Annotated in this window: 17 protein-coding genes; 12 read left to right on the plus strand and 5 right to left on the minus strand. The window is 49.0% G+C overall.

Features of this window, described 5'->3' with window-relative positions:
• Positions 1 to 53 precede the first annotated feature (53 nt).
• Together ACE3MQ_RS03935 and aroF are read left to right on the plus strand one after the other, a co-directional pair.
• The gene (locus ACE3MQ_RS03935) at positions 54 to 1007 is read left to right on the plus strand and encodes a 4-hydroxy-3-methylbut-2-enyl diphosphate reductase (RefSeq protein ID WP_379390865.1); all 954 of its coding nucleotides are present in this window, start codon (positions 54 to 56) and stop codon (positions 1005 to 1007) included.
• A gap of 226 nt (positions 1008 to 1233) precedes the next feature.
• Positions 1234 to 2277, plus strand: coding sequence for a 3-deoxy-7-phosphoheptulonate synthase (gene aroF / locus ACE3MQ_RS03940; RefSeq protein WP_379390867.1), 1044 nt, complete (start codon positions 1234 to 1236; stop codon positions 2275 to 2277).
• A 216-nt stretch (positions 2278 to 2493) separates the two neighbouring features.
• Here aroF and ACE3MQ_RS03945 read toward each other — a convergent pair whose 3' ends face one another.
• On the minus strand, positions 2494 to 3537 hold the full coding sequence (locus ACE3MQ_RS03945) for a LacI family DNA-binding transcriptional regulator (RefSeq protein WP_379391850.1): 1044 nt from the start codon (positions 3535 to 3537) through the stop codon (positions 2494 to 2496).
• A gap of 522 nt (positions 3538 to 4059) precedes the next feature.
• Between ACE3MQ_RS03945 and ACE3MQ_RS03950 the strand changes: the two genes are divergently transcribed.
• From ACE3MQ_RS03950 to ACE3MQ_RS03990, 9 genes are all read left to right on the plus strand, one after another.
• Positions 4060 to 5421, plus strand: coding sequence for an ABC transporter substrate-binding protein (locus tag ACE3MQ_RS03950; protein ID WP_379390869.1), 1362 nt, complete (start codon positions 4060 to 4062; stop codon positions 5419 to 5421).
• A gap of 96 nt (positions 5422 to 5517) precedes the next feature.
• Complete coding sequence (locus tag ACE3MQ_RS03955) at positions 5518 to 6411, plus strand: carbohydrate ABC transporter permease (RefSeq protein ID WP_379390871.1); 894 nt, start codon at positions 5518 to 5520, stop codon at positions 6409 to 6411.
• A 2-nt stretch (positions 6412 to 6413) separates the two neighbouring features.
• Positions 6414 to 7250, plus strand: coding sequence for a carbohydrate ABC transporter permease (locus ACE3MQ_RS03960; protein WP_379390873.1), 837 nt, complete (start codon positions 6414 to 6416; stop codon positions 7248 to 7250).
• A gap of 191 nt (positions 7251 to 7441) precedes the next feature.
• Positions 7442 to 10171 (plus strand): GH36-type glycosyl hydrolase domain-containing protein, encoded by a 2730-nt coding sequence (locus ACE3MQ_RS03965; RefSeq protein ID WP_379390875.1) that lies wholly within the window; start codon positions 7442 to 7444, stop codon positions 10169 to 10171.
• Positions 10172 to 10322: 151 nt separating this feature from the next.
• Positions 10323 to 11210: a hypothetical protein gene (locus ACE3MQ_RS03970; protein WP_379390877.1), complete on the plus strand. Its 888-nt coding sequence runs from the start codon at positions 10323 to 10325 to the stop codon at positions 11208 to 11210.
• A 158-nt stretch (positions 11211 to 11368) separates the two neighbouring features.
• Complete coding sequence (gene serC, locus ACE3MQ_RS03975; RefSeq protein ID WP_379390879.1) at positions 11369 to 12457, plus strand: 3-phosphoserine/phosphohydroxythreonine transaminase; 1089 nt, start codon at positions 11369 to 11371, stop codon at positions 12455 to 12457.
• Positions 12458 to 12622: 165 nt separating this feature from the next.
• Positions 12623 to 13087, plus strand: a complete 465-nt coding sequence (trmL, locus tag ACE3MQ_RS03980) for a tRNA (uridine(34)/cytosine(34)/5-carboxymethylaminomethyluridine(34)-2'-O)-methyltransferase TrmL (RefSeq protein ID WP_379390881.1) — start codon at positions 12623 to 12625, stop codon at positions 13085 to 13087.
• 41 nt (positions 13088 to 13128) lie between these two features.
• Positions 13129 to 13689 carry a maltose acetyltransferase domain-containing protein gene (locus ACE3MQ_RS03985; RefSeq protein WP_379390883.1) on the plus strand — a complete coding sequence of 187 codons (561 nt, stop codon included), beginning with the start codon at positions 13129 to 13131 and terminating at the stop codon, positions 13687 to 13689.
• Positions 13690 to 13787: 98 nt separating this feature from the next.
• Positions 13788 to 14033, plus strand: a complete 246-nt coding sequence (locus ACE3MQ_RS03990; RefSeq protein ID WP_125084339.1) for an AbrB/MazE/SpoVT family DNA-binding domain-containing protein — start codon at positions 13788 to 13790, stop codon at positions 14031 to 14033.
• A 390-nt stretch (positions 14034 to 14423) separates the two neighbouring features.
• Here ACE3MQ_RS03990 and ACE3MQ_RS03995 read toward each other — a convergent pair whose 3' ends face one another.
• Positions 14424 to 15491: a phosphodiester glycosidase family protein gene (locus ACE3MQ_RS03995; protein WP_379390885.1), complete on the minus strand. Its 1068-nt coding sequence runs from the start codon at positions 15489 to 15491 to the stop codon at positions 14424 to 14426.
• Positions 15491 to 15901, minus strand: coding sequence for a hypothetical protein (locus ACE3MQ_RS04000; RefSeq protein WP_379390887.1), 411 nt, complete (start codon positions 15899 to 15901; stop codon positions 15491 to 15493). Before ACE3MQ_RS04000 ends, ACE3MQ_RS03995 begins: the two co-directional genes overlap by 1 nt.
• Before the next feature lie 155 nt (positions 15902 to 16056).
• Here ACE3MQ_RS04000 and ACE3MQ_RS04005 point away from each other — a divergent pair, with 155 nt between their 5' ends.
• The gene (locus ACE3MQ_RS04005) at positions 16057 to 17493 is read left to right on the plus strand and encodes an aminotransferase class I/II-fold pyridoxal phosphate-dependent enzyme (protein ID WP_379390889.1); all 1437 of its coding nucleotides are present in this window, start codon (positions 16057 to 16059) and stop codon (positions 17491 to 17493) included.
• Here the strand turns inward: ACE3MQ_RS04005 and ACE3MQ_RS04010 are convergent.
• A complete protein-coding gene (locus tag ACE3MQ_RS04010) occupies positions 17490 to 17750 on the minus strand; it encodes a hypothetical protein (RefSeq protein ID WP_379390891.1) in 261 nt (86 codons plus the stop codon). The genes ACE3MQ_RS04005 and ACE3MQ_RS04010 overlap by 4 nt on opposite strands.
• Positions 17751 to 17936: 186 nt before the next feature.
• Positions 17937 to 18686: a DUF2161 domain-containing phosphodiesterase gene (locus ACE3MQ_RS04015; RefSeq protein ID WP_379390892.1), complete on the minus strand. Its 750-nt coding sequence runs from the start codon at positions 18684 to 18686 to the stop codon at positions 17937 to 17939.
• Positions 18687 to 18928 lie beyond the last annotated feature (242 nt).

Consider the following 18928-nt stretch of genomic DNA (forward strand, 5'->3'; position numbering starts at 1 on the left):
TCAGACAGGATCTGGATTGAATACAAGGGAACAAGAAAACGGGGGTGCAAATCATGGAAGTGATCAAAATTTCGCCGCGCGGTTATTGTTACGGCGTTGTAGATGCGATGGTGCTTGCACGGCAAGCCGCCAAAAATCTGGATTTGCCGCGGCCGATTTATATATTGGGGATGATTGTTCATAACAGTCATGTCACCCAATCCTTTGAAGATGAAGGAATCATTACGCTTGACGGGCCTAACCGTCTCGACATATTAAGTCAAGTGGAGAGCGGCACGGTTATTTTTACCGCTCACGGCGTATCTCCGGAAGTGCGCAAAATCGCTCGTGATAAGGGCTTGACCACGGTCGATGCGACTTGTCCGGATGTGACCAAGACGCATGTTCTGATCAAGGAGAAGGTAGCGGAAGGCTATGAGATTATTTACATCGGCAAGAAGGGGCATCCGGAGCCGGAAGGGGCTATCGGGGTCGCGCCAGATCACGTTCACTTGATCGAAAAGGAAGAGGAAATCGATTCTCTCGAGGTCGATGCGGATCGGATCGTAATTACCAATCAGACGACAATGAGCCAGTGGGATATTAAGCATATTATGAAAAAGCTCCTGGAGAAATTCCCCGGCGCTGAGATTCATAATGAAATATGCCTGGCAACTCAGGTACGACAGGAGGCTGTTGCTGAACAAGCCGGACAGGCGGATCTCGTTATCGTCGTAGGCGATCCGCGCAGTAATAACTCCAACCGCCTGGCTCAAGTATCCGAGGAGATTGCCGGAGTAACGGCCTATCGTATTTCTGACGTGACCGAGCTGAAGCGTGAATGGTTGGAGGGAGTCGCCAAGGTAGCCGTTACATCGGGTGCATCAACCCCGACACCGATTACGAAAGAGGTCATCGCTTACCTGGAGCAGTATGATCCAGATAACCCGGATACGTGGGAAATTGTGCGTACCGTCAATATGCAGAAGCTGCTGCCGCCAGTTAAAATCGGCGCAAAGAAGTCTTAATATTTTGAACTATTCATAGAAGCTGTCTCGATAGCGAAGCACCTTGCTGCCGCTAAAGAGACAGCTTTTTTAATGGATGCATCTTTTGCTTGACGCGATAATTAGATTCAGTTATAGTTACTTTAGTGGATAAAAGCTTCAAAGCGAACAAGCGTTTAAGCGACAAATAGTATATTTGGATTTTTTATGGGTTATTCCCCATGACAGATGAAAGGATGGATAGATATTGATCGTAATTACTTCTAATCAAACGCCAGAAGAGCGTATAAACGAAATTATTGCCGTCATAGAGAGGGAAGGCCTGCAAACTCATATATCGCGTGGAAGCGATCGTACGGTGATCGGGTTGATCGGCACGATTGAGCCGAAGCTTGCCGAGCATCTGCGTCAGATGAAAGGTGTAGAGAATGTAGTTAAAATTTCCAAATCCTACAAGCTGGCCAGCCGCGATTTCCACCCGGAAAATACGGTGATTGAGATTGGCGATGTGAAGATTGGCGGCGGAGACCTCGTCGTTATGGGCGGCCCTTGCGCCGTAGAGTCTGCGGACCAGATCGATGAAATCGCTCGTTTGGTAAAGGCTGCCGGCGGCCAGGTGCTGCGCGGTGGAGCGTTTAAGCCCCGCACGGGTCCATACAGCTTCCAGGGCGTCGGTGTAGAAGGCTTGGTCATGATGGCTGAGGCCGGGAAGAAGCATGGCCTGCTTACGATTACGGAAGTCATGACGCCGGAATATGTTGATGTATGTGCGGAGTACGCCGATATTCTGCAGGTTGGCACGCGCAATATGCAAAACTTCGATTTGCTGCGCAAGCTGGGAACCTGCGGCAGACCGGTGCTCTTGAAACGCGGGTTCAGCGCAACATACGATGAGTTCCTGAATGCGGCAGAATACATTCTTGCAGGCGGCAACCCGAATGTCATGCTCTGCGAGCGCGGCATCCGTACTTTCGAAACCTATACGAGAAACACGCTGGATCTCTCCGCCATTCCTGTACTGCAAAGCTTGAGCCACCTGCCGGTAATCTCTGATCCGAGTCATGGTACTGGACGTCGCGAGCTTGTTGAACCGATGACGAAAGCGTCGGTTGCGGCTGGCGCGGACGGATTGATTATTGAGATGCATACCGATCCGGACAATTCGATGACAGGCGACGGCGTGCAGTCGTTGTTCCCTGATCAATTCGCTGCATTGCTTCGCGATTTGGAACAGCTTGCTCCATTGCTTGGCAAACGTTTCGATACGCCGAAAGCAGCTATTCAAGCGTAAGAAAAACGTCTATCGATTTACTCTCTAGATAGATAGACCGCGTTTAGAGGTAATTTTCCATTGCGATTATTGAATGGTTCAGCTTCGCTGAATAATATCATTTTATAATCTAAAGAAAACCATACCTAAGGTGAAGAACACCCCTCAGACCTATGAAATAAAAGGCCTGAGGGGTGTTGTATTCAGTGCGTAGTCTTCAGATTGCAGCTTGAAGCATTATACCTCTATATCGGCGTATTTAAAGTTTTCCAATCTGCTGCCGCAGGATTCGCGGATGACCAGTTCGGGCTCTACGACGATATTGCTCGTCTCCGACTGGCTGTTCATGAGGTCATACAGCATCAACCCTGCCAGTTTGCCGATTTTGTCCTTATTTTGCCGAACCGTAGTGAGTGCCGGGTTCGTATATTTACAGGCCTCGATATCGTCGCAGCCGATGATCGCCACATCCTGCGGCACGCGGAGCTTATGCTCCTTCAGTGCCCGCATGGCTCCGATCGCAATCAAGTCGGAGGCGGCAAAGATCGCCCGCGGCAAGGAGCCTGCTTCAATCATCCGGTTCATTGCTTCATATCCGCTCGTCTCAAAGAAGTTATCTCCATTCACGAACCAATCCTCATTTAAAGGCAGGCCAAAGCTGTCTATCGCATCCTTGTAGCCTCCCTCTCGCATATTGGAAATTTCCGATTCCTGTGTGCTTCCGATATACCCGAGCTCCCGATACCCTTGCAAATAAAAATGTTCCACCACTTTGTATGACATCTTATAATTATCGGACATAATAAAACCGGAGTTCTTGCCCTTCAGCTCAATATCCACTCCAATGCAAGGAATGTCGCTCAAATCCAGCTCGCTGATGGAGGGCTCGAGCTGCTGGCCAGTCACAATGATGCAGCCGTCTACTTGGAAGTGCTTACAACGGGCAAGATACTCGCCATCGACGGAATAGAACTTTTCATTAGAGAAAAATAAAAGGTCATATCCGAGCAGACCGACCTGCTTCTTAAAAGAGTTAAGCACCTCGACGAAAAAGGGATGGGTAAAATCGATATTCAGTTTTCCGGCAAAAATGACTCCGATGAGATTGGATTTTTTTGTCGCTAATGTTTTTGCGGAGTTGGACGGAACATATCCGGTTTGTTTCATAATTTCTAGTACTTTATTTTTCGTTTCTTCAGAGATATCGCTATAGTTGTTAATGATTTTGGATACGGTCGACACCGAAACCCCGGCCATTTCCGCAATGGTTTTGATGTTGATGGACAAGATATAACCCCCTTCTTGATAAGGCAATCGGACATATAAATTGTTAATAGTTAGTTTTGAACACAAGAAGCAGCTTTTTCTAGGAATATAGGTGTTTTTGTGAACTGCAGATCACGAATTTTCGGCTGAAAATACGCTCGTAAAAAAGTAATTTAAGCTTTGTTTCGTAAAATACGAAAACACTTTCGTAGAACATCTTACCTCTTTTTTTTTGCTCGGTCAATGCGATAAATGTCAGATGGACATAATAAAAGCCTTGAAGCAAAAGGGGAAATTAGAAATTCGCATGGGATCAGCACCTAGCGGCAAGAAAAACGAATTTATTTAAAATAGGACTTTACAAACAAAATAAATGATGTAATAATAACTTTTGACGAAACCGCTTTCGGAACTTTCCTCGTCAGAACGCATAAACTACGAAAATACGAAAATGGTATTTTCATAGCTTTAGGCTATTCCAATGAGGAATCCATCGATGGGTTTCGAAATCAATGACTATAAATAGGGGGAAATATCATGGTCAAGAAAATTTCTGCCATCGTACTTGCAGGCGCACTAACGCTTAGTTTGGCGGCTTGCGGCGGCGGTGGTAACAATGCAGCTTCTGGAAGCGACAACGAAGGCGCTAAGACTTCTTCCGGTAAAAAGCAAGTGATCAAGATTTTACATTGGAAGCAAGAGAACATCAACAAGGCGATGGAAGAAATCAATGCAAAGTTCGAAGAGAAATATCCGGAATATAAAATCGAGTATACGACGACAGGTCCGGATGATGAATATAAGCAAGCGCAAAGAGCGAGACTGACAGCAAACGACGTCGACATTCTTGCCGACTTGTCCGGCATGAGATTGTCTCCGCAGGAATGGACGCCAGGTGCAAAGGTTCCTGACTGGGAGCAATGGATCAACTCCGGTCTAATTGCAGATTTGTCCGATCAAGCTTTCGTAAGCAAATGGAACGCTAACGACATTGAAAAAGCCGGTACATATAACGGTAAAGTTTATGCGATTCCTACTGGCAAAGTAGCGATGTCGGGATTGTTCTATAATAAAGAAATTTTTGAAGAGCACAGCCTAGAGGTACCGAAAACGTGGAGCGAGTTCATTGAGCTCAACGAAACTTTGAAGTCCAAAGGCATTACGCCAATCGGCGTAGCTGGTAAAGACGTATGGCCGCTTAAACTGCCTGTGTTCGCGCTTCAAGCGAAAATTCTAGGCGGCGGAGATCAGCAAAAATGGATCGAAGGCGTATGGAAAGGCGAGACGGCTTTCAACGATGCCGAGGCCGTTGAAGTTCTTGAAAAAATGAAAACTCTTCAAGATAACTACATGATCGAAGGCTTTATGGGCATCGATTATGCTTCTGCTCCATCCATTTTTGCAACGGGCAAAGTAGCTATGCTGGCTGACGGTTCCTGGGATGCCCCAACGATCGCCACAGCGAATCCAGACCTAAAATTCGGTTACTTCCCAGTGCCTGCTACCGAAGATGCAGCGAAAAACGCATCCTTCGTAGGTAAATATGATGTTACTTGGTATGCTGCAGAGAAAGGCCCGAACAAAGAGGGCGCTCTGAAATGGCTGGAATTCTTCTCCGAGCCTGAGAACTACACGACATTCGTTAAAGCTGCCGGATTCATCCCTACAATGGACGGAGTTTCTACGGATAGCGAGTTCATCGACAACGAATTGACGCCTTATCTTGGCGATTTCGAGCTTGCATATGAAATCATGATGATCAACCGCGAAAACGTAGGCGAGCATCTTGCTGCTGAAGGCGTTCATACGGAATACCTTGCTCCGGGCGGAGAGTTCAAAACAGCGAAAGAATTAGCTGACGTACAACAGAAAGAGTGGGAAGCTGCGGCCCCTAAATAAAGATAAAGTTTGAAGTTATAACCATACTGTACTGTCTCGGGGTCTGATTGCTCAGGCCCCGATCATTTATTGATTCGGATCCGCGAGGTGAGAGAGATGTATCCATTTGGAAAAGGCATGGCTCGCTACGTACCGCTTTTGCTTCTATTAATACCATTTGCATTGTACGTAGTTTTTTATTTTGGACCTTCTGTAATGACTGTCATTTATTCCTTTACGGATGTGAAAAATATCCCCGGCAGTACGATGAAGTTCGTCGGGCTCGAAAATTATCATGATTTATTTTACTCCGGAAACTCTGGAGAACGTTGGCGCTCCATTACGAATACACTTATTTTTATGTTTATTGTAACGATTGTTCAGAACGGGGTTGCCCTGTTCGTAGCGGTTCTGCTGAATCAGCGGCTGCGCGGCGATTATTTCTATCGTGCCGTATTTTTCCTCCCGGTGGTTCTCGGGGTAGCTGTAGTCGCCCTGATCTGGGGGATGATGTTCGACCCGATGAGCGGTCCGGTCAACATGCTGTATGACTGGCTGTTCGGCTATAAGGACATGTTCTTTGCCAGCTTTACACATGCTTTTGGCTACATTATATTCGTGCAAATTTGGATGTACATGGGTTATTCCATGCTCATCTTTCTCGCTGGCCTGCAATCCGTTCCCAAGGATTTGTATGAAGCCGGCTATATTGACGGAACTAGCAAATGGCAGTCCTTCCGCCATATTACGTTTCCGCTGATCGCTCCATCCTTTACCGTTAATATGCTGTTATCGATCATCGGCGCCATGTCGACCTTCGATATTATTCTAGCAACGACGGATGGTCGATTTAACACGAGAACGATGGCCTATGACGTTTATAAGGAAACCTTCCGCGGCAGCCTCGATATGGGACTTCCATCGGCGTTGTCGGTGGTTCAGTTCCTGATCATCCTAGTGTTTGTTGTCGTAGCTGTGCGGCAAACGCGTAAGAGAGAGGTGGAATATTAATTATGAAAAATTCCAAATCATTTTCTATTCTATCTTACGCCGTCATCGCATTATTGCTCGTGTTGTATTTAGTACCGCTTATTTTGGTGCTTAACGTTTCACTGAAGTCGTACCCCGAATATTTGATCAACCCGATTGGGTTCGTTAAAGAAATTCAATGGAGCAACTATATTACCGCCTGGACGGAAGGTAACTTTGCGAACTATTTCATTAATAGTCTCATTTATACCGGCGTTGCTACAGTATTGACCATTATAGTATCGATCATGGGTGCGTTCCCGGTTGCCCGCAATTACGTGAAGTGGAGCGGATTTATCTATATGTTCTTCCTGCTGTCGCAGTTTCTTCCTAACCCGATGGTTGCCCAGTACAAGCTGATGCTTGGCTTCAAGGAATCGCTTGGTATCTTCGGGTACGATACGAAGCTGGGATATATCATTCTGAAAACGACGGGAACTGGCGTAGTATTCATGATGTTCGTCGGCTATATCAAGTCGATCAGCCGCGAGCTGGATGAAGCTGCGGGAATCGACGGATCAGGTTATATCCGTTATCTGTTCCAAATGGTAACTCCGCTCATGAAGCCGGTCATCGCGACGGGTGTTATTTTGACGGCGATCGGCATCTGGAATGACTTTGTAGGTCCGATCATGTATTTGCCGAGCCAGGCGAATTACCCGATTACGTTCGGATTGAAGGAGTTTAAAGGGCAATACGGCAACAACTGGCCGCTGTTGGCCTGCGGAATCACCATCGTCGCAACTCCGCTGATCATACTGTACACGTTTATCCAGAAATATCTTGTGGACGGAGCTCTCGCAGGTGCCGTCAAGTCGTAATCCATCGAATCCCGCGCCTGCTGTATACGGAGCGGGATTTCTTATGAATATAGAATTTATCAGTTCAGCGGAATTGAACAACGCTTGTAATCGCAAGAAAAGCTGCCGCTAAATGCGGTCTGTCTACCGAGAGTACGTCGATAGATGTTTTTCTTACGAATATCTGTTATTAGGAGAGGGAGAAGAGACAAATGACAAAGTCCGGTTGGAAGTTTCAAGGAGAACAGGGCGTATTTAAACTAAAGCATCCGGAGAAAAACAGCTATTTATATTTTCCCTTAGTCAATGAAGCAGGAATGATGTCGGCCGTTACCCCGAATCTTCACGGCGGCATTACTTCAGGTCATAATACATTTTTGATGGAGCCGGTATCCGTGGAGGGTTTGCATAACTCCAAAGCTTCGCGTAATTTCTGGCTTCATATTCAAGGCTATGGAGCCTGGTCTGTCAGCGGCAATTCAGCGAAGCAGAACGCGGCTTTATTCGCGGATAGCGATGAGGAAACTGAAATGGAAGCCGGTTTTTTATGGCATAAGCTTACCCGTCACCATAAGGAGCTTGGTGTAAAAGCGGAAACGACCAGCTTTGTGCCTGTAAAAGACGATAAGGTGGAGCTCATGAAGGTTAAAGTGACGAATATCGGAACCGCCTCGCTAGCCTTCACTCCAACGTCGGCCATCCCGCTGTATGGCCGTTCAGCAGACGACCTTCGGGATCATCGTCATGTGACCTCTCTGCTGCACCGAATTTACGCTGCTGAATACGGCATAGAAGTTCAGCCTGCGCTGTCCTTTGATGAGCGAGGACACCGTGTGAACAAGGTGACTTACAGCGTTCTCGGAGCCGAGGGCAGCGGAAAGGCTCCGGTCGGCATGTTCCCGATCCATGAAGAGTTCGTTGGGGAGGGCGGAGCGCTCGATTGGCCGGAGGCTGTCGTGTGCAACCACGATTCGTCAGCCGTGGCCGGCAGCGTCTTCGAAGGTTACGAGGCAGTCGGGGCGCTTCGTTTTACCGATGTACAATTATTGCCCGGGCAATCCGTAAGCTATGTCATCGCAATGGTTATTACTGAGGATCGAATCGAGCAGGCGAAATACTCGGCTCAATATTTATCCGAAGCACAGTTTGATGCTTTGCTGCAAGAGAATGAAGCGTACTGGCGGGATAAGCTGGATACGATTAAATTTAAGTCTGGCGATTCGGAGCAGGATTTGTGGATGAAATGGGTCACGCTGCAGCCGATATTGCGCCGTCTGTATGGCAACTCGTTCCTGCCTTATCATGACTATGGCCGGGGCGGCAGAGGCTGGCGTGATTTGTGGCAGGATTGCTTGGCGCTGATGGTGATGGAGCCAAACGAAGTGAGACATTTGCTGGTGAACAATTACGCGGGTGTTCGTATTGATGGCAGTAATGCTACGATTATCGGTTCGAAGCCGGGCGAATTCATTGCCGATCGGAATAATATTCCGAGGGTATGGATGGATCACGGCGCTTGGCCGCTTCTGACAACATTGCTTTATGTGCATCAAAGCGGCGATTGGGACATTTTGCTGCAGCCGCAAACGTATTTCCGGGACATCTTCGTCAAACGCTGCCGCGAACGGGATTTAACCTGGAATTCGGATCACGGAAATAAGCTGACGACGAAGGAAGGGGATGTCTATGAAGGCACCATTCTGGAGCATATTTTGCTGCAAAATATCGTCCCATTCTTCCATGTCGGCGAGCATAACAATATTAAGCTGGAGGGCGCGGACTGGAACGATGGGCTTGACCTTGCTCCGAATCGCGGCGAGAGCGTAGCGTTTACGGCATTTTACGCCAGCAATTTGCTGGAATTGTCTGATTTGTTAGCCTACCTGAAGCAAAATGCAGGAATCGAAACGATTGAACTTGCAGAGGAAATGGCTATTTTGCTGGATTCTCTTTCAAAGCCGGTTGACTACGAGAGCATCGATGCGAAGCTTGCGCTGTTGGATCGCTATTATGAAGCTGTAACGCCTGCTGTAAGCGGGAAGAAGCTGAAGCTGGACATCGCGAAGGTAGCCAATGATTTGAAAAGCAAGGCGGAATGGGCCATTGACCATCTGCGCAGTAATGAATGGATCTCCAGCACAGAAGGTTATGAATGGTTTAACGGTTATTACAATGACGATGCGGAGCGGGTTGAGGGAGATTTTCCGCATGGCGTGCGCATGACGCTGACAGGACAAGTATTCAGCATTATGGGGGGCGTCGCTACAGAAGAGCAGGTTGGTAAAATCTCGAAGGCTGTAGACCGTTACCTAAAGGACGAGAAAATCGGCTACCGCTTGAATTCGGACTTCGGGGGCATCCAGCAAAATCTGGGCCGCGCTTTTGGCTTTGCATTCGGCCACAAGGAGAACGGGGCGATGTTTAGCCACATGACCGTCATGTACGCAAATGCGCTCTATAAACGGGGATTTGTCAAGGAAGGGTACGAGGTTCTGGACTCCATCTATCGCCTCTCTACTGATTTTGAGCTGAGCCGGATGTATCCGGGTGTACCTGAGTACATCAATGAAAAGGGACGGGGCATGTATACGTTCCTGACGGGCTCGGCGAGCTGGCTGCTGCTTACGGAGCTGACGGAGGTTTATGGGGTGAAGGGAAGCTATGGCCACCTTCATTTGGAGCCTAAGCTCGTTAAAGAGCAGTTTGACGCGCAGGGCGAGGCTTCCGTAGAGACGCTGTTCGCGGATCGGATGCTGCATATTGTATACCGCAATGCCGGGCTTCTCGATTACGGACAATACCGGATCGGCTCGGTTTCGTTAAACGGTCAGCCTGTACAATTCGAGATTGCAGGCTCTGGCGGACTTATACACCGTTCGGTGCTGGATTCGCTTCCGTATGAGGGGACGCAGCGCATTGAAATTATACTGGAACAAAAGTGAGATGAAGCCTAAGGGACGGTTCCTGGCCCTTTGACCATGCTGCAAGGAAAACCCTGTTGCTCGTAAGCTATGAGCCGGGGTTTTCTTCCTTAACGGAGCAAGTCAGGACAGAAAAAGAGCGATATATCATTGGATATTAGAGGGGAAAAACATGGGATTTCAATTAAGCAATGAGCACTTGATTATAGATGTAGCGGCTATAGGCGATTATAAGGGCACGCGTTTTGACTGGAGCGGCATGATTACGGGGATAACGATGCGCGATGGGAACCATTCCTTCTGCGTCCCAGAGAGCCTTGCTGAGGGAGAGGGAACGGGCGGAATGGGGTTGTGCAACGAGTTCTCATTAAGAGAAGCCATTGGATATGAGGATACGCCTGTCGGGGGACTTTTTCCCAAGCTTGGAGTTGGACTTCTCACCCGGACGGATGACGAGCCTTACCTATTTTATCGAAACTATCCTCTTAAGCCTTATCGCGTGGAAGCAGAGCAGGAGAATGCGCACAATATAAAATTTACGGTATACCCGGAGAACTGCGAGGGATACGCTGCACAGCTCGAAAAAACTGTCTCTATTGAAGGAAACCGCCTGCAAATAGCATACCAATTAACCAATAGGGGATCACGCGTCATTCGGACGGAGGAATACAATCATAATTTCTTCGGGATTGACGGCCACCAGGTCGGGCCTGATTATGCTTTAAGATTTCCTTTTGCGATTAAGCCCTGGAGTGACGAGCTTGAAACGATGGACGGGGTTGTGATTGCAGGAGAAGAGGTTACGTGGGCGGGCAAGCCGGATAAACCTTTTTATTTTCACATAGACGGCTTTGAATCCAGCCCATCCGATTGGTTATGGGAATTACGTCATCATCCTAGCGGGGTCGGCGTTCGGGAAATCAGCTCTTTTCCAGTTTCCTCTGCTGCGGTATGGGGAGCGGGACATGTCGTATCGCCGGAAATGTTCATCTACATTGATCTGGCGCCCGGGGAGAGCAAGAAGTGGTCAAGGGTATATGAATTTTACCATCAGTCGTGATAAAATCTTTGTTAAGATGAAGCGTTAATGTGTCAATTCTGCAAACTATGAAATCTAATGAAATATCAGCTTGCTGGAAAAAAGAATAGTTGCTATGATAAACCTTATCAAAACTTCGAAAGCCTATGTAACAAGTGAAAAGAGAGGACGGGAGAGAAATGAGTAAGAGAGCTTATAACTTTAACGCAGGACCTGCAGCACTTCCGTTGGAAGTACTGGAACGGGCTCAGGCGGAATTCGTCGATTTCCGCGGTACAGGAATGTCGATTATGGAAATGTCGCACCGTGGAGCCGTTTATGAGGAGACTCATAATGAAGCGGCTAGCCGTTTGTTGAATTTACTGGGAAATCCGGAAGGATACAAGGTATTGTTCCTGCAAGGCGGCGCTTCGACGCAGTTTTCCATGATTCCGATGAACTTTCTGACCGAGGGCAAAACGGCCGGTTACGTTATGACAGGCAGCTGGGCAAGCAAGGCGGTTAAAGAAGCAAAGCTGATTGGCGATGTATTCGAGGCCGCATCTTCCAAAGAGAGCAAGTTCATGAGCCTGCCTGATCTGAGCAATTTGAATTTGCCAGACAATACAGCGTATCTGCATCTGACTTCCAATGAGACCATCGAAGGAACAGAGTTTAAAAGCTTCCCGGATACGGGCAGCGTTCCGCTGATTGCGGATATGTCGAGCGACATTCTGTCCCGTCCATTTGATCTGAACCAATTCGGCATGGTTTATGCCGGTGCTCAGAAGAATCTGGGGCCTTCCGGTGTAACCGTCGTGATCGCTCGTGAGGAGCTGCTTCAAGATTCGCCGAAGCATCTGCCTACGATGCTGCGTTATGACACGCATGCAGGCAACAATTCGCTTTATAATACGCCGCCATCTTTCTCGATCTATATGGTGAATCAAGTGTTGAAATGGATTGAGGAGCAAGGATCGCTTGCAGGCATCGAGAAGAAGAACCAGGAGAAAGCGGCTCTTCTTTATAACATGATTGATAACAGCGGTGGATTTTACCGCGGTTGTGCTGAGCAAGGCAGCCGTTCATTGATGAACGTTACCTTCCGCTTAGGCTCGGAAGAGCTGGAGAAGCAGTTCGTGAAGGAATCCGAAAAAGAAGGCTTCGTGGGCTTGAAAGGACACCGCAGCGTCGGTGGCCTGCGCGCTTCGATCTACAATGCCGTTCCTTACGATAGCATCAAGGCATTGGTTGATTTCATGGCAGAGTTCCAGAAGTCGAATGGATAAGAAGTCGATCCTATCTAGCCGACTTCCTCGTTGAACATAGAATAACCTCTCGCCAAGCTGATGGCGGGAGGTTTTTGTTTTGGGGATAACGGGTTTGCTGATATAATAAACAAGTAAACCACATAGCGGGAAATTCAAATCTGAAACTAGTGAGGATCTGTAGTTATGACTTTGCATATTGTACTTGTTGAACCGGAAATACCGGCGAACACCGGAAACATCGCGCGAACCTGCGCTGCCACGGGCATTCATTTACATCTGGTGCGTCCGCTCGGCTTCCGCACGGATGATGCCACTTTGAAACGAGCCGGGCTCGATTACTGGTATGCCGTGCATATTGAATATCATGATTCTTTTCAAGAGGTCGAGGAGAAATATAGCGGCAGCCGCTTCTTTTTTGCTACGACCAAGGCGAAGAAGCGGTATACGGATTTCGAATTCCAGGATGGGGATTTCTTCGTCTTCGGCAAAGAAACCAAGGGGCTTCCAGACGATATTTTGCAAGGACACCCGGATCATTTGATTCGGATGCCGATGACGGATAAGGTACGTTCCTTGAATTTATCCAATTCAGCGGCAATTATCTTATTTGAAGCGCTGCGGCAGCTGGATTTTCCGGGAATGCAATAAAGAGAATAGAACAACATGAGCTGAAGAGGAGAGATCCAAGTATGCTAAGAACGGAACGCGATAAAATGCTGGCAGGCGAAATGTACGATGCCTCGGATCGGCAGCTGGTGGCGGATAGACTAGAGGCCAGAAGATTAACCCGCTTGTTTAATGAGACGCATGAGGATGAGCTGCCCAGAAGAAAGGAATTGCTGGGAGAACTGCTGGGCTCCATGGGGGAAAATACTTATATTGAGCCAACTTTTCGCTGCGATTATGGCTATAACATTCATGTGGGGCAACAATTTTATGCGAACTTCGATTGCGTCATATTGGATATATGTGAAGTAAGGTTTGGAGATTATTGCTTCCTGGCGCCAGGCGTTCATATTTACACGGCGACTCACCCGCTTGATCCTGTGGAGCGCAATTCCGGATTAGAATATGGCAAGCCAGTAACCATTGGTAACAATGTGTGGATTGGAGGCCGGGCGGTCATCGTTCCAGGCGTAACAATTGGAGACAATGTAGTCATAGCAGCCGGGGCCATTGTGACTAAAGATGTTCCGAATGGTGCTGTTGTAGGAGGAAATCCTGCAAAAATAATAAAATATGTCGAATAAAAGCAGGAATTCTGGGAACAAGAGCGAAATATAAAGAGAGGGAAGTAGCATTTCGTTCAAGTCTGTACATACCATTTTTAGGAGAGGTGTAAGTAAATATGAAACCTGCTGGTGTGGTTCGTAAAGTGGATCAGCTGGGAAGAATTGTCTTGCCCAAATCGCTGCGTAAGAGATATCAAATGAACGAGGGAGATCCTGTCGAAATTTTAGTGCAGGGGGATCACATCATTTTGGAGCGCTACCGTCCGAAATGCGTTTTCTGCGGCTCGATGGAGGGCGTAAGCGACTTCAAGGAACGTTGCATTTGCAACCAATGCCTTGTAGAAATGAACCGCCTGACTTAAGTCACATAAGCTGCTATGAAAATAAGCGTCTGCGCCAGCGGATGCTTATTTTTCGCTGTTTCACTATAATAAATAAGCTTCCCGAAGGGGAAGCCTATTTATTAGGTATCTTGTTCACGAGGACGAATGCCGCCCATCCCGATTTCGCATGACTGCGATAAATTCTTACAATCCTTTTGTTTTATCGTTATTATACGACGAGGTTAAAATACCGCAAAGATAAAGCGCAAACACCAAAGTCACGATCCAAAATGTTAATGAAAAAGAAAACAAAGGTGAACACCTCCACATTCAACTGCCTCTTATTATACCCGCCTCTGTTAAAAAAATAAATGCTTATATGATATATTTCACAGACACTATGTTATTCCTTCGTTTATAGCACATTTTTTATTTGAAAAAAAGAAAATGGGTCGGTACGGGACGAAGCTGGCCGTCAGAAGGGTTATTGATTACTTTACCGTTCAATACGAGCGAAGAAGAACCCCCGCCATCCAAATTATATGCGTTCACGACACCCATTTTATAAAGTTTGTCCTGCAGCTCTTCCAGCGTTGCGCCGGAATTTCCTTTCTCATCGTATCCGTCAATGACGAGTATAATCAACTGGTCGTCCTTATAGTTTCCGATTACGGTGCGCGGTGCCCGGAGAGGGGTCGTTTGCCATTTTGCCGGAATTGTCGTTTTTTGTCCGTCTTTGAGCAGAATTGGCACAAAGGATGCTCCAAAGGAGGGCTCGAGCTTGTCCAGCTGCTCCTTATCATGGAACTTGCCCCCGATCAGCTTGCCGTTTTTGTTCATTCCAACGAAAAATAGATCTTTATAGGATGGCTCGAATCCATTCAGGTATTTGCCATTCATTACGGTTGTGCTTAACGGATAACGTTTGCCCTTGGAATCGGCAAAGCCGCCGGCATTTATTCCCGCAACGGCTCCATATCGGGAGACGGCCTGCTTTGTCGTCTCCGAGCCGCCGAGCTTGTCACCCCCAAGCGTCATCTTCATGGCCTCCGGGGATTTCAGCTTCACCTTCATGGCATACCCTTTGTAATTGCCAGGGTTCACTTTGTACAGTTCAATGATAATCCGGTCGCTCTTTACGGTTTCTTTGGGAGCACCGAGTTTAGCTGTAATCCGTTTATTGTAGATGATTTCGGGCTTGGATGCTGTATTCGCAGCCGTTTTAACGATGGTGGTCATCGTATTTGTTGTTTTGTGATATAGCTCAGCCGTCTGACGAATGGAGGAGACGGTATATTTTGCTGTCTCCTCAGCTTGCTCCAAGCCGGTAGAGATAGCTTCGAAAGTCTGATCGATGGCATGTGGGCTTGAGGCAATCCGATCCGGCTCGCTTGTCCAGCTGATCTTGGGCCCGCTGAAGGCCAATGCGATAAGAAGACCGAACAGAGGAGCAGTAGCAAGCAGGAAGAACCGATTTATTCCTTTAATATCGTTCATTATTTCAATAATTCCATTTGCTTCTGCAGCTTGGACAGCTGGTTCTTCACATCATTGAGCTGAGAATACAATTTATTGCTGTTATCGGTCTTATCGCTTGCATTATCCTTGGTAAAGGTCAATAGCTCGTTGAACGTTTCCACTTTGCTTTGCAACTGTTCTACTTGCTCGGTTAAAGCCGTCAACTGAGTCGTATAATCGGCTTTCATGATTTCTGTCTGGGCCAGCAAGCGGGAATCCAACTGCTCCAGCATGGATTGCTTCAAGTAGCTGCTATAAAAATACGCGGTGGCAGCACCTGCGCCAATGAGCAAAATCCAAGTAAGCAAAACGATTTTTACGGAAGGCCTTCGCGTTCTCCTGTTGCGAAGTGGTTCGGAAGTGGTCACAGGCTCCGTAGAATAAGACACATTCATCACCTCAACTTGTTAGTTCAAGATTACATTCTATCACGTGCACTTTTTAATGGCAAAAAACGATAGATTAGTGTATTTGCTGCCTGTTGAATAGGAAATTTGTCCTCCTGTACAATAGCTGAAACGAATAATGGCTGGAGGCGGATACATTGGAACGCTGGCTGGATTTAGCGCAAAGCAAGCAGCAGTTACCTTTAGGACAGCAATTCGGCAAGCTGAGCGATGGAGCTGATATGATTTCATTGGCCCTCTGCGGAGGGGACGGCGGGGAGGGGATTGAGGGCCTGAAAGCTGTGCTGCGTCATGCGCGAACTAAACTGGAGATTCAGAAGGCTGAGGAAGAGTATGAGGCGCAGGGCTATCGGCCTTTGCGGAATTGGCTGTCTGCAGCTTATGCAGATGAAGAGGGACGTGCAACCGATCCGATGCAATTGCTTTTAGCAAGCGGCAGTGCCGAGGCGATAGATGTAATACTTCGTTGGAGGCTGAGCGGGGGAAGGGGAACGGTACTGCTGGAGACGCCCGCTTCGCCAGAGGTGCTGGAATCCATCCGCCAGCAGGGCGGCCATGCGGTTCAGGTGCCGTGCGACGAGGAAGGGATGCTTATGGATTCGTTGGAACGCTATATTGCAAGGGATCGTCCTTCATTGCTGTACGTTACGCTTCATTTTTCCAATCCTTCGGGCCGAGTGTGGAGCGAGGAGAGAAAAAGGGAGCTGCTGCGGTTAGGAGCACGGCATTCTTTGTTCATCGTAGAAGACGAATCTGCCGGAGCTATTCCATTTAGCTGTTGCCGCAAAGGAGAGAGCTTGGAGAGGGGGACAGGTTCGCTGAAAAGACAGGCAAAGCCTCAAGGAGAAAAACTGGGGGTTGAAGGGCGTGAAAAACAGGTAGAGTGTGAAAAGTTAAAAGAGCCCGGGAAGGCTGTGATCACCGTAAACCCTATGAGTCCTGTAAATCGCACGAGGAAGCATCATACATTGTACCGTCTTCAGCAGGAGGAACCTTTGCTTTACGCCGGGATGGAGGTTATTGGCATCGGTTCTTTTCAAGCTACGGCCTTTCCGTCACTGCCTGTCGCCTGGGTTCGGGGGAGCGAGGGAGTGATTGAAGCTTTGACTCATTTTCGTTCGGCTAGAGGAGGAAGGCGCGGGAAAGCCCCTGCTCAGGAGAAGGCGGCTTATGAGCAGCGCCTTTATGCTCTGCTTAGCGCGCCGGCGTTCTCTTGGCCGGTGCATGCCGCGCGGCTGGAGGCGGAGTATGCCGCTCGCCGCGCAGCTTTGCTGCAGCAGCTTCGGGAGCAGGCAGTATGGCAGGGCGCCAGCTTTGAAGAGCCGCAGGGCGGGCTCTTCCTCTGGCTGCGCCTGCCGCCGGGCCTGTGCTCCGAAGCGCTGCTCCGCGCGGCGCTGCCCAAGGGCGCCGCGTTCATGCCCGGCGCGCGCTGCTACGCCGCCGGCGCAGGTGAACAGCCGGATGGGGATGCCATCCGGCTCACTTTTGCGGCGCATCGCGCAGCGCGGCTGCGCCAGGGTATGGCGCGGATCGCGGAGGCGATCGCGGAGTTCACGGCGCGCGGCATGGGCTAGCGTGCGTGCTGGCGGTGCGGGCTGGGTGAGGCCCGTACCGCGGCATGAGCGATGCTGCCGGGCAAGCCGCGCGAAGCGCTTCGGTGCCGCGCAGCCATGCTGGCCAGCCGCAGCCAGCGTCTAAGCCTAGCAAGTGTCTCGCCGCGGCTGAGCGCTCCATTCTTAAGGTCTCGCCCCAAGCGTGGTGCTCCATCCATCATTGCTGTATCCGCATCAGCCTCAGGTTTTCGCCACAAACGTGTCGTCAGAGCCGTCATGCTGCACTCGTACCAGCCTTAGCGTCTCGCTCAAGCGTGGTGCTCCATCCATCATTGCTGTATCCGCATCAGCCTCAGGTTTTCACCACAAACGTGTCGTCAGAGCCGTCATGCTGCACCTGCACCAGCCTCAGCATCTCGCCCCAAGCGTGCTGCACCATCCATCATCGCTGCAGCCCTGCCGCCTCACTCCCCCGGCGGCTCCGCCGTTGCAGCTGCCGCATTTCGCCAGCTCTCGATAACGCCGGCATACTGCAGCAGCGCTTTTGCACCCGCTGGTGTCAAAGCGTAGCGCCCGCGCGCTACCCGCTCAAACCAGCCGTAGTAATTGCGCTGCAAAATGTCGGCAGCCGTGCCGACGCCGCAAATATCGCGCACCTCGCGCGGCGCCATAACGCCGCCAGCCTGAAGCGTGCTGGCAACGCGCAGGGCCCGCTCGCGGTAAGCTGTAACCAGCTTCGTCCCGTGGCTGCCGCCAACATTATAGTCCCCGCTTCGCTCATGGAACTCGTGCAGCAGCCGCGCTGCACGCTTCTTGACGACTTTAGGGGCGGGGACGATTATTTTATCCCCTGGCGAGCACAGCACCTCGACAAACGGGCTTTTTGTCTTGTAGCGAGTGACTGTGATCAGACCCAGTCCCAGCTTGCGGCACAGAAGCGAAATCTCGCTCCATCTCTGGTTGTGCGCTCCTTTTTTAGCGCGATTGCGTTCCACGGCCAAGTACACCTCGCTGCTGAGCTTCTGTCTCTCCAGACCTTGAAGCAGCAGGGAAAGATTGAATGTCTTCTTCATTTCCACGATCAGCGGATCTTCCTGATCCGGATGGATGCCGACGAGGTCGCAGTGGCGAACCTCGCCTCTTATGACATATCCCCGTGCCTCAAAAAACGCTTTGAGCGGAGCATACAGCTCGGTCTCATGCTGAACGGCCATGATCCGATCTTCCTTTCTGCAAATGGTGCTGTTAATCCAATTCATCCAACATTTAATAGAACATTCTTTGAAAATTATATCATAACCCGGCATTTCTGCCGGAAGGAAATTAAGCTCGCACATCGCTAATTCATATTTTTCCGATGGGAATATTTTTTAGCGCTGAAATTGGTCAACTTCTTCCTTCAACTCGCATAGGTATGTAATACACTTTTCTAAAAATATAGAATGATACATCTCCC

The sequence above is a fragment of the Paenibacillus lentus genome (genome assembly GCF_042714055.1).
GTDB lineage: Bacteria > Bacillota > Bacilli > Paenibacillales > Paenibacillaceae > Fontibacillus > Fontibacillus lentus_A.

Excerpts from the sequence above, each read along its gene's own strand:
- trmL (WP_379390881.1), top strand. The coding sequence starts at position 12,623 with ATGACTTTGCATATTGTACTTGTTGAACCGGAAATACCGGCGAACACC.
- ACE3MQ_RS03955 (WP_379390871.1), top strand. The coding sequence starts at position 5,518 with ATGTATCCATTTGGAAAAGGCATGGCTCGCTACGTACCGCTTTTGCTT.
- ACE3MQ_RS03985 (WP_379390883.1), top strand. The coding sequence starts at position 13,129 with ATGCTAAGAACGGAACGCGATAAAATGCTGGCAGGCGAAATGTACGAT.
- serC (WP_379390879.1), top strand. The coding sequence starts at position 11,369 with ATGAGTAAGAGAGCTTATAACTTTAACGCAGGACCTGCAGCACTTCCG.
- ACE3MQ_RS03960 (WP_379390873.1), top strand. The coding sequence starts at position 6,414 with ATGAAAAATTCCAAATCATTTTCTATTCTATCTTACGCCGTCATCGCA.
- ACE3MQ_RS03965 (WP_379390875.1), top strand. The coding sequence starts at position 7,442 with ATGACAAAGTCCGGTTGGAAGTTTCAAGGAGAACAGGGCGTATTTAAA.
- ACE3MQ_RS03970 (WP_379390877.1), top strand. The coding sequence starts at position 10,323 with ATGGGATTTCAATTAAGCAATGAGCACTTGATTATAGATGTAGCGGCT.
- ACE3MQ_RS03995 (WP_379390885.1), bottom strand. The coding sequence starts at position 15,491 with ATGAACGATATTAAAGGAATAAATCGGTTCTTCCTGCTTGCTACTGCT.
- ACE3MQ_RS03935 (WP_379390865.1), top strand. The coding sequence starts at position 54 with ATGGAAGTGATCAAAATTTCGCCGCGCGGTTATTGTTACGGCGTTGTA.
- ACE3MQ_RS03990 (WP_125084339.1), top strand. The coding sequence starts at position 13,788 with ATGAAACCTGCTGGTGTGGTTCGTAAAGTGGATCAGCTGGGAAGAATT.
- ACE3MQ_RS04015 (WP_379390892.1), bottom strand. The coding sequence starts at position 18,686 with ATGGCCGTTCAGCATGAGACCGAGCTGTATGCTCCGCTCAAAGCGTTT.
- ACE3MQ_RS03950 (WP_379390869.1), top strand. The coding sequence starts at position 4,060 with ATGGTCAAGAAAATTTCTGCCATCGTACTTGCAGGCGCACTAACGCTT.
- ACE3MQ_RS04010 (WP_379390891.1), bottom strand. The coding sequence starts at position 17,750 with ATGACGGCTCTGACGACACGTTTGTGGCGAAAACCTGAGGCTGATGCG.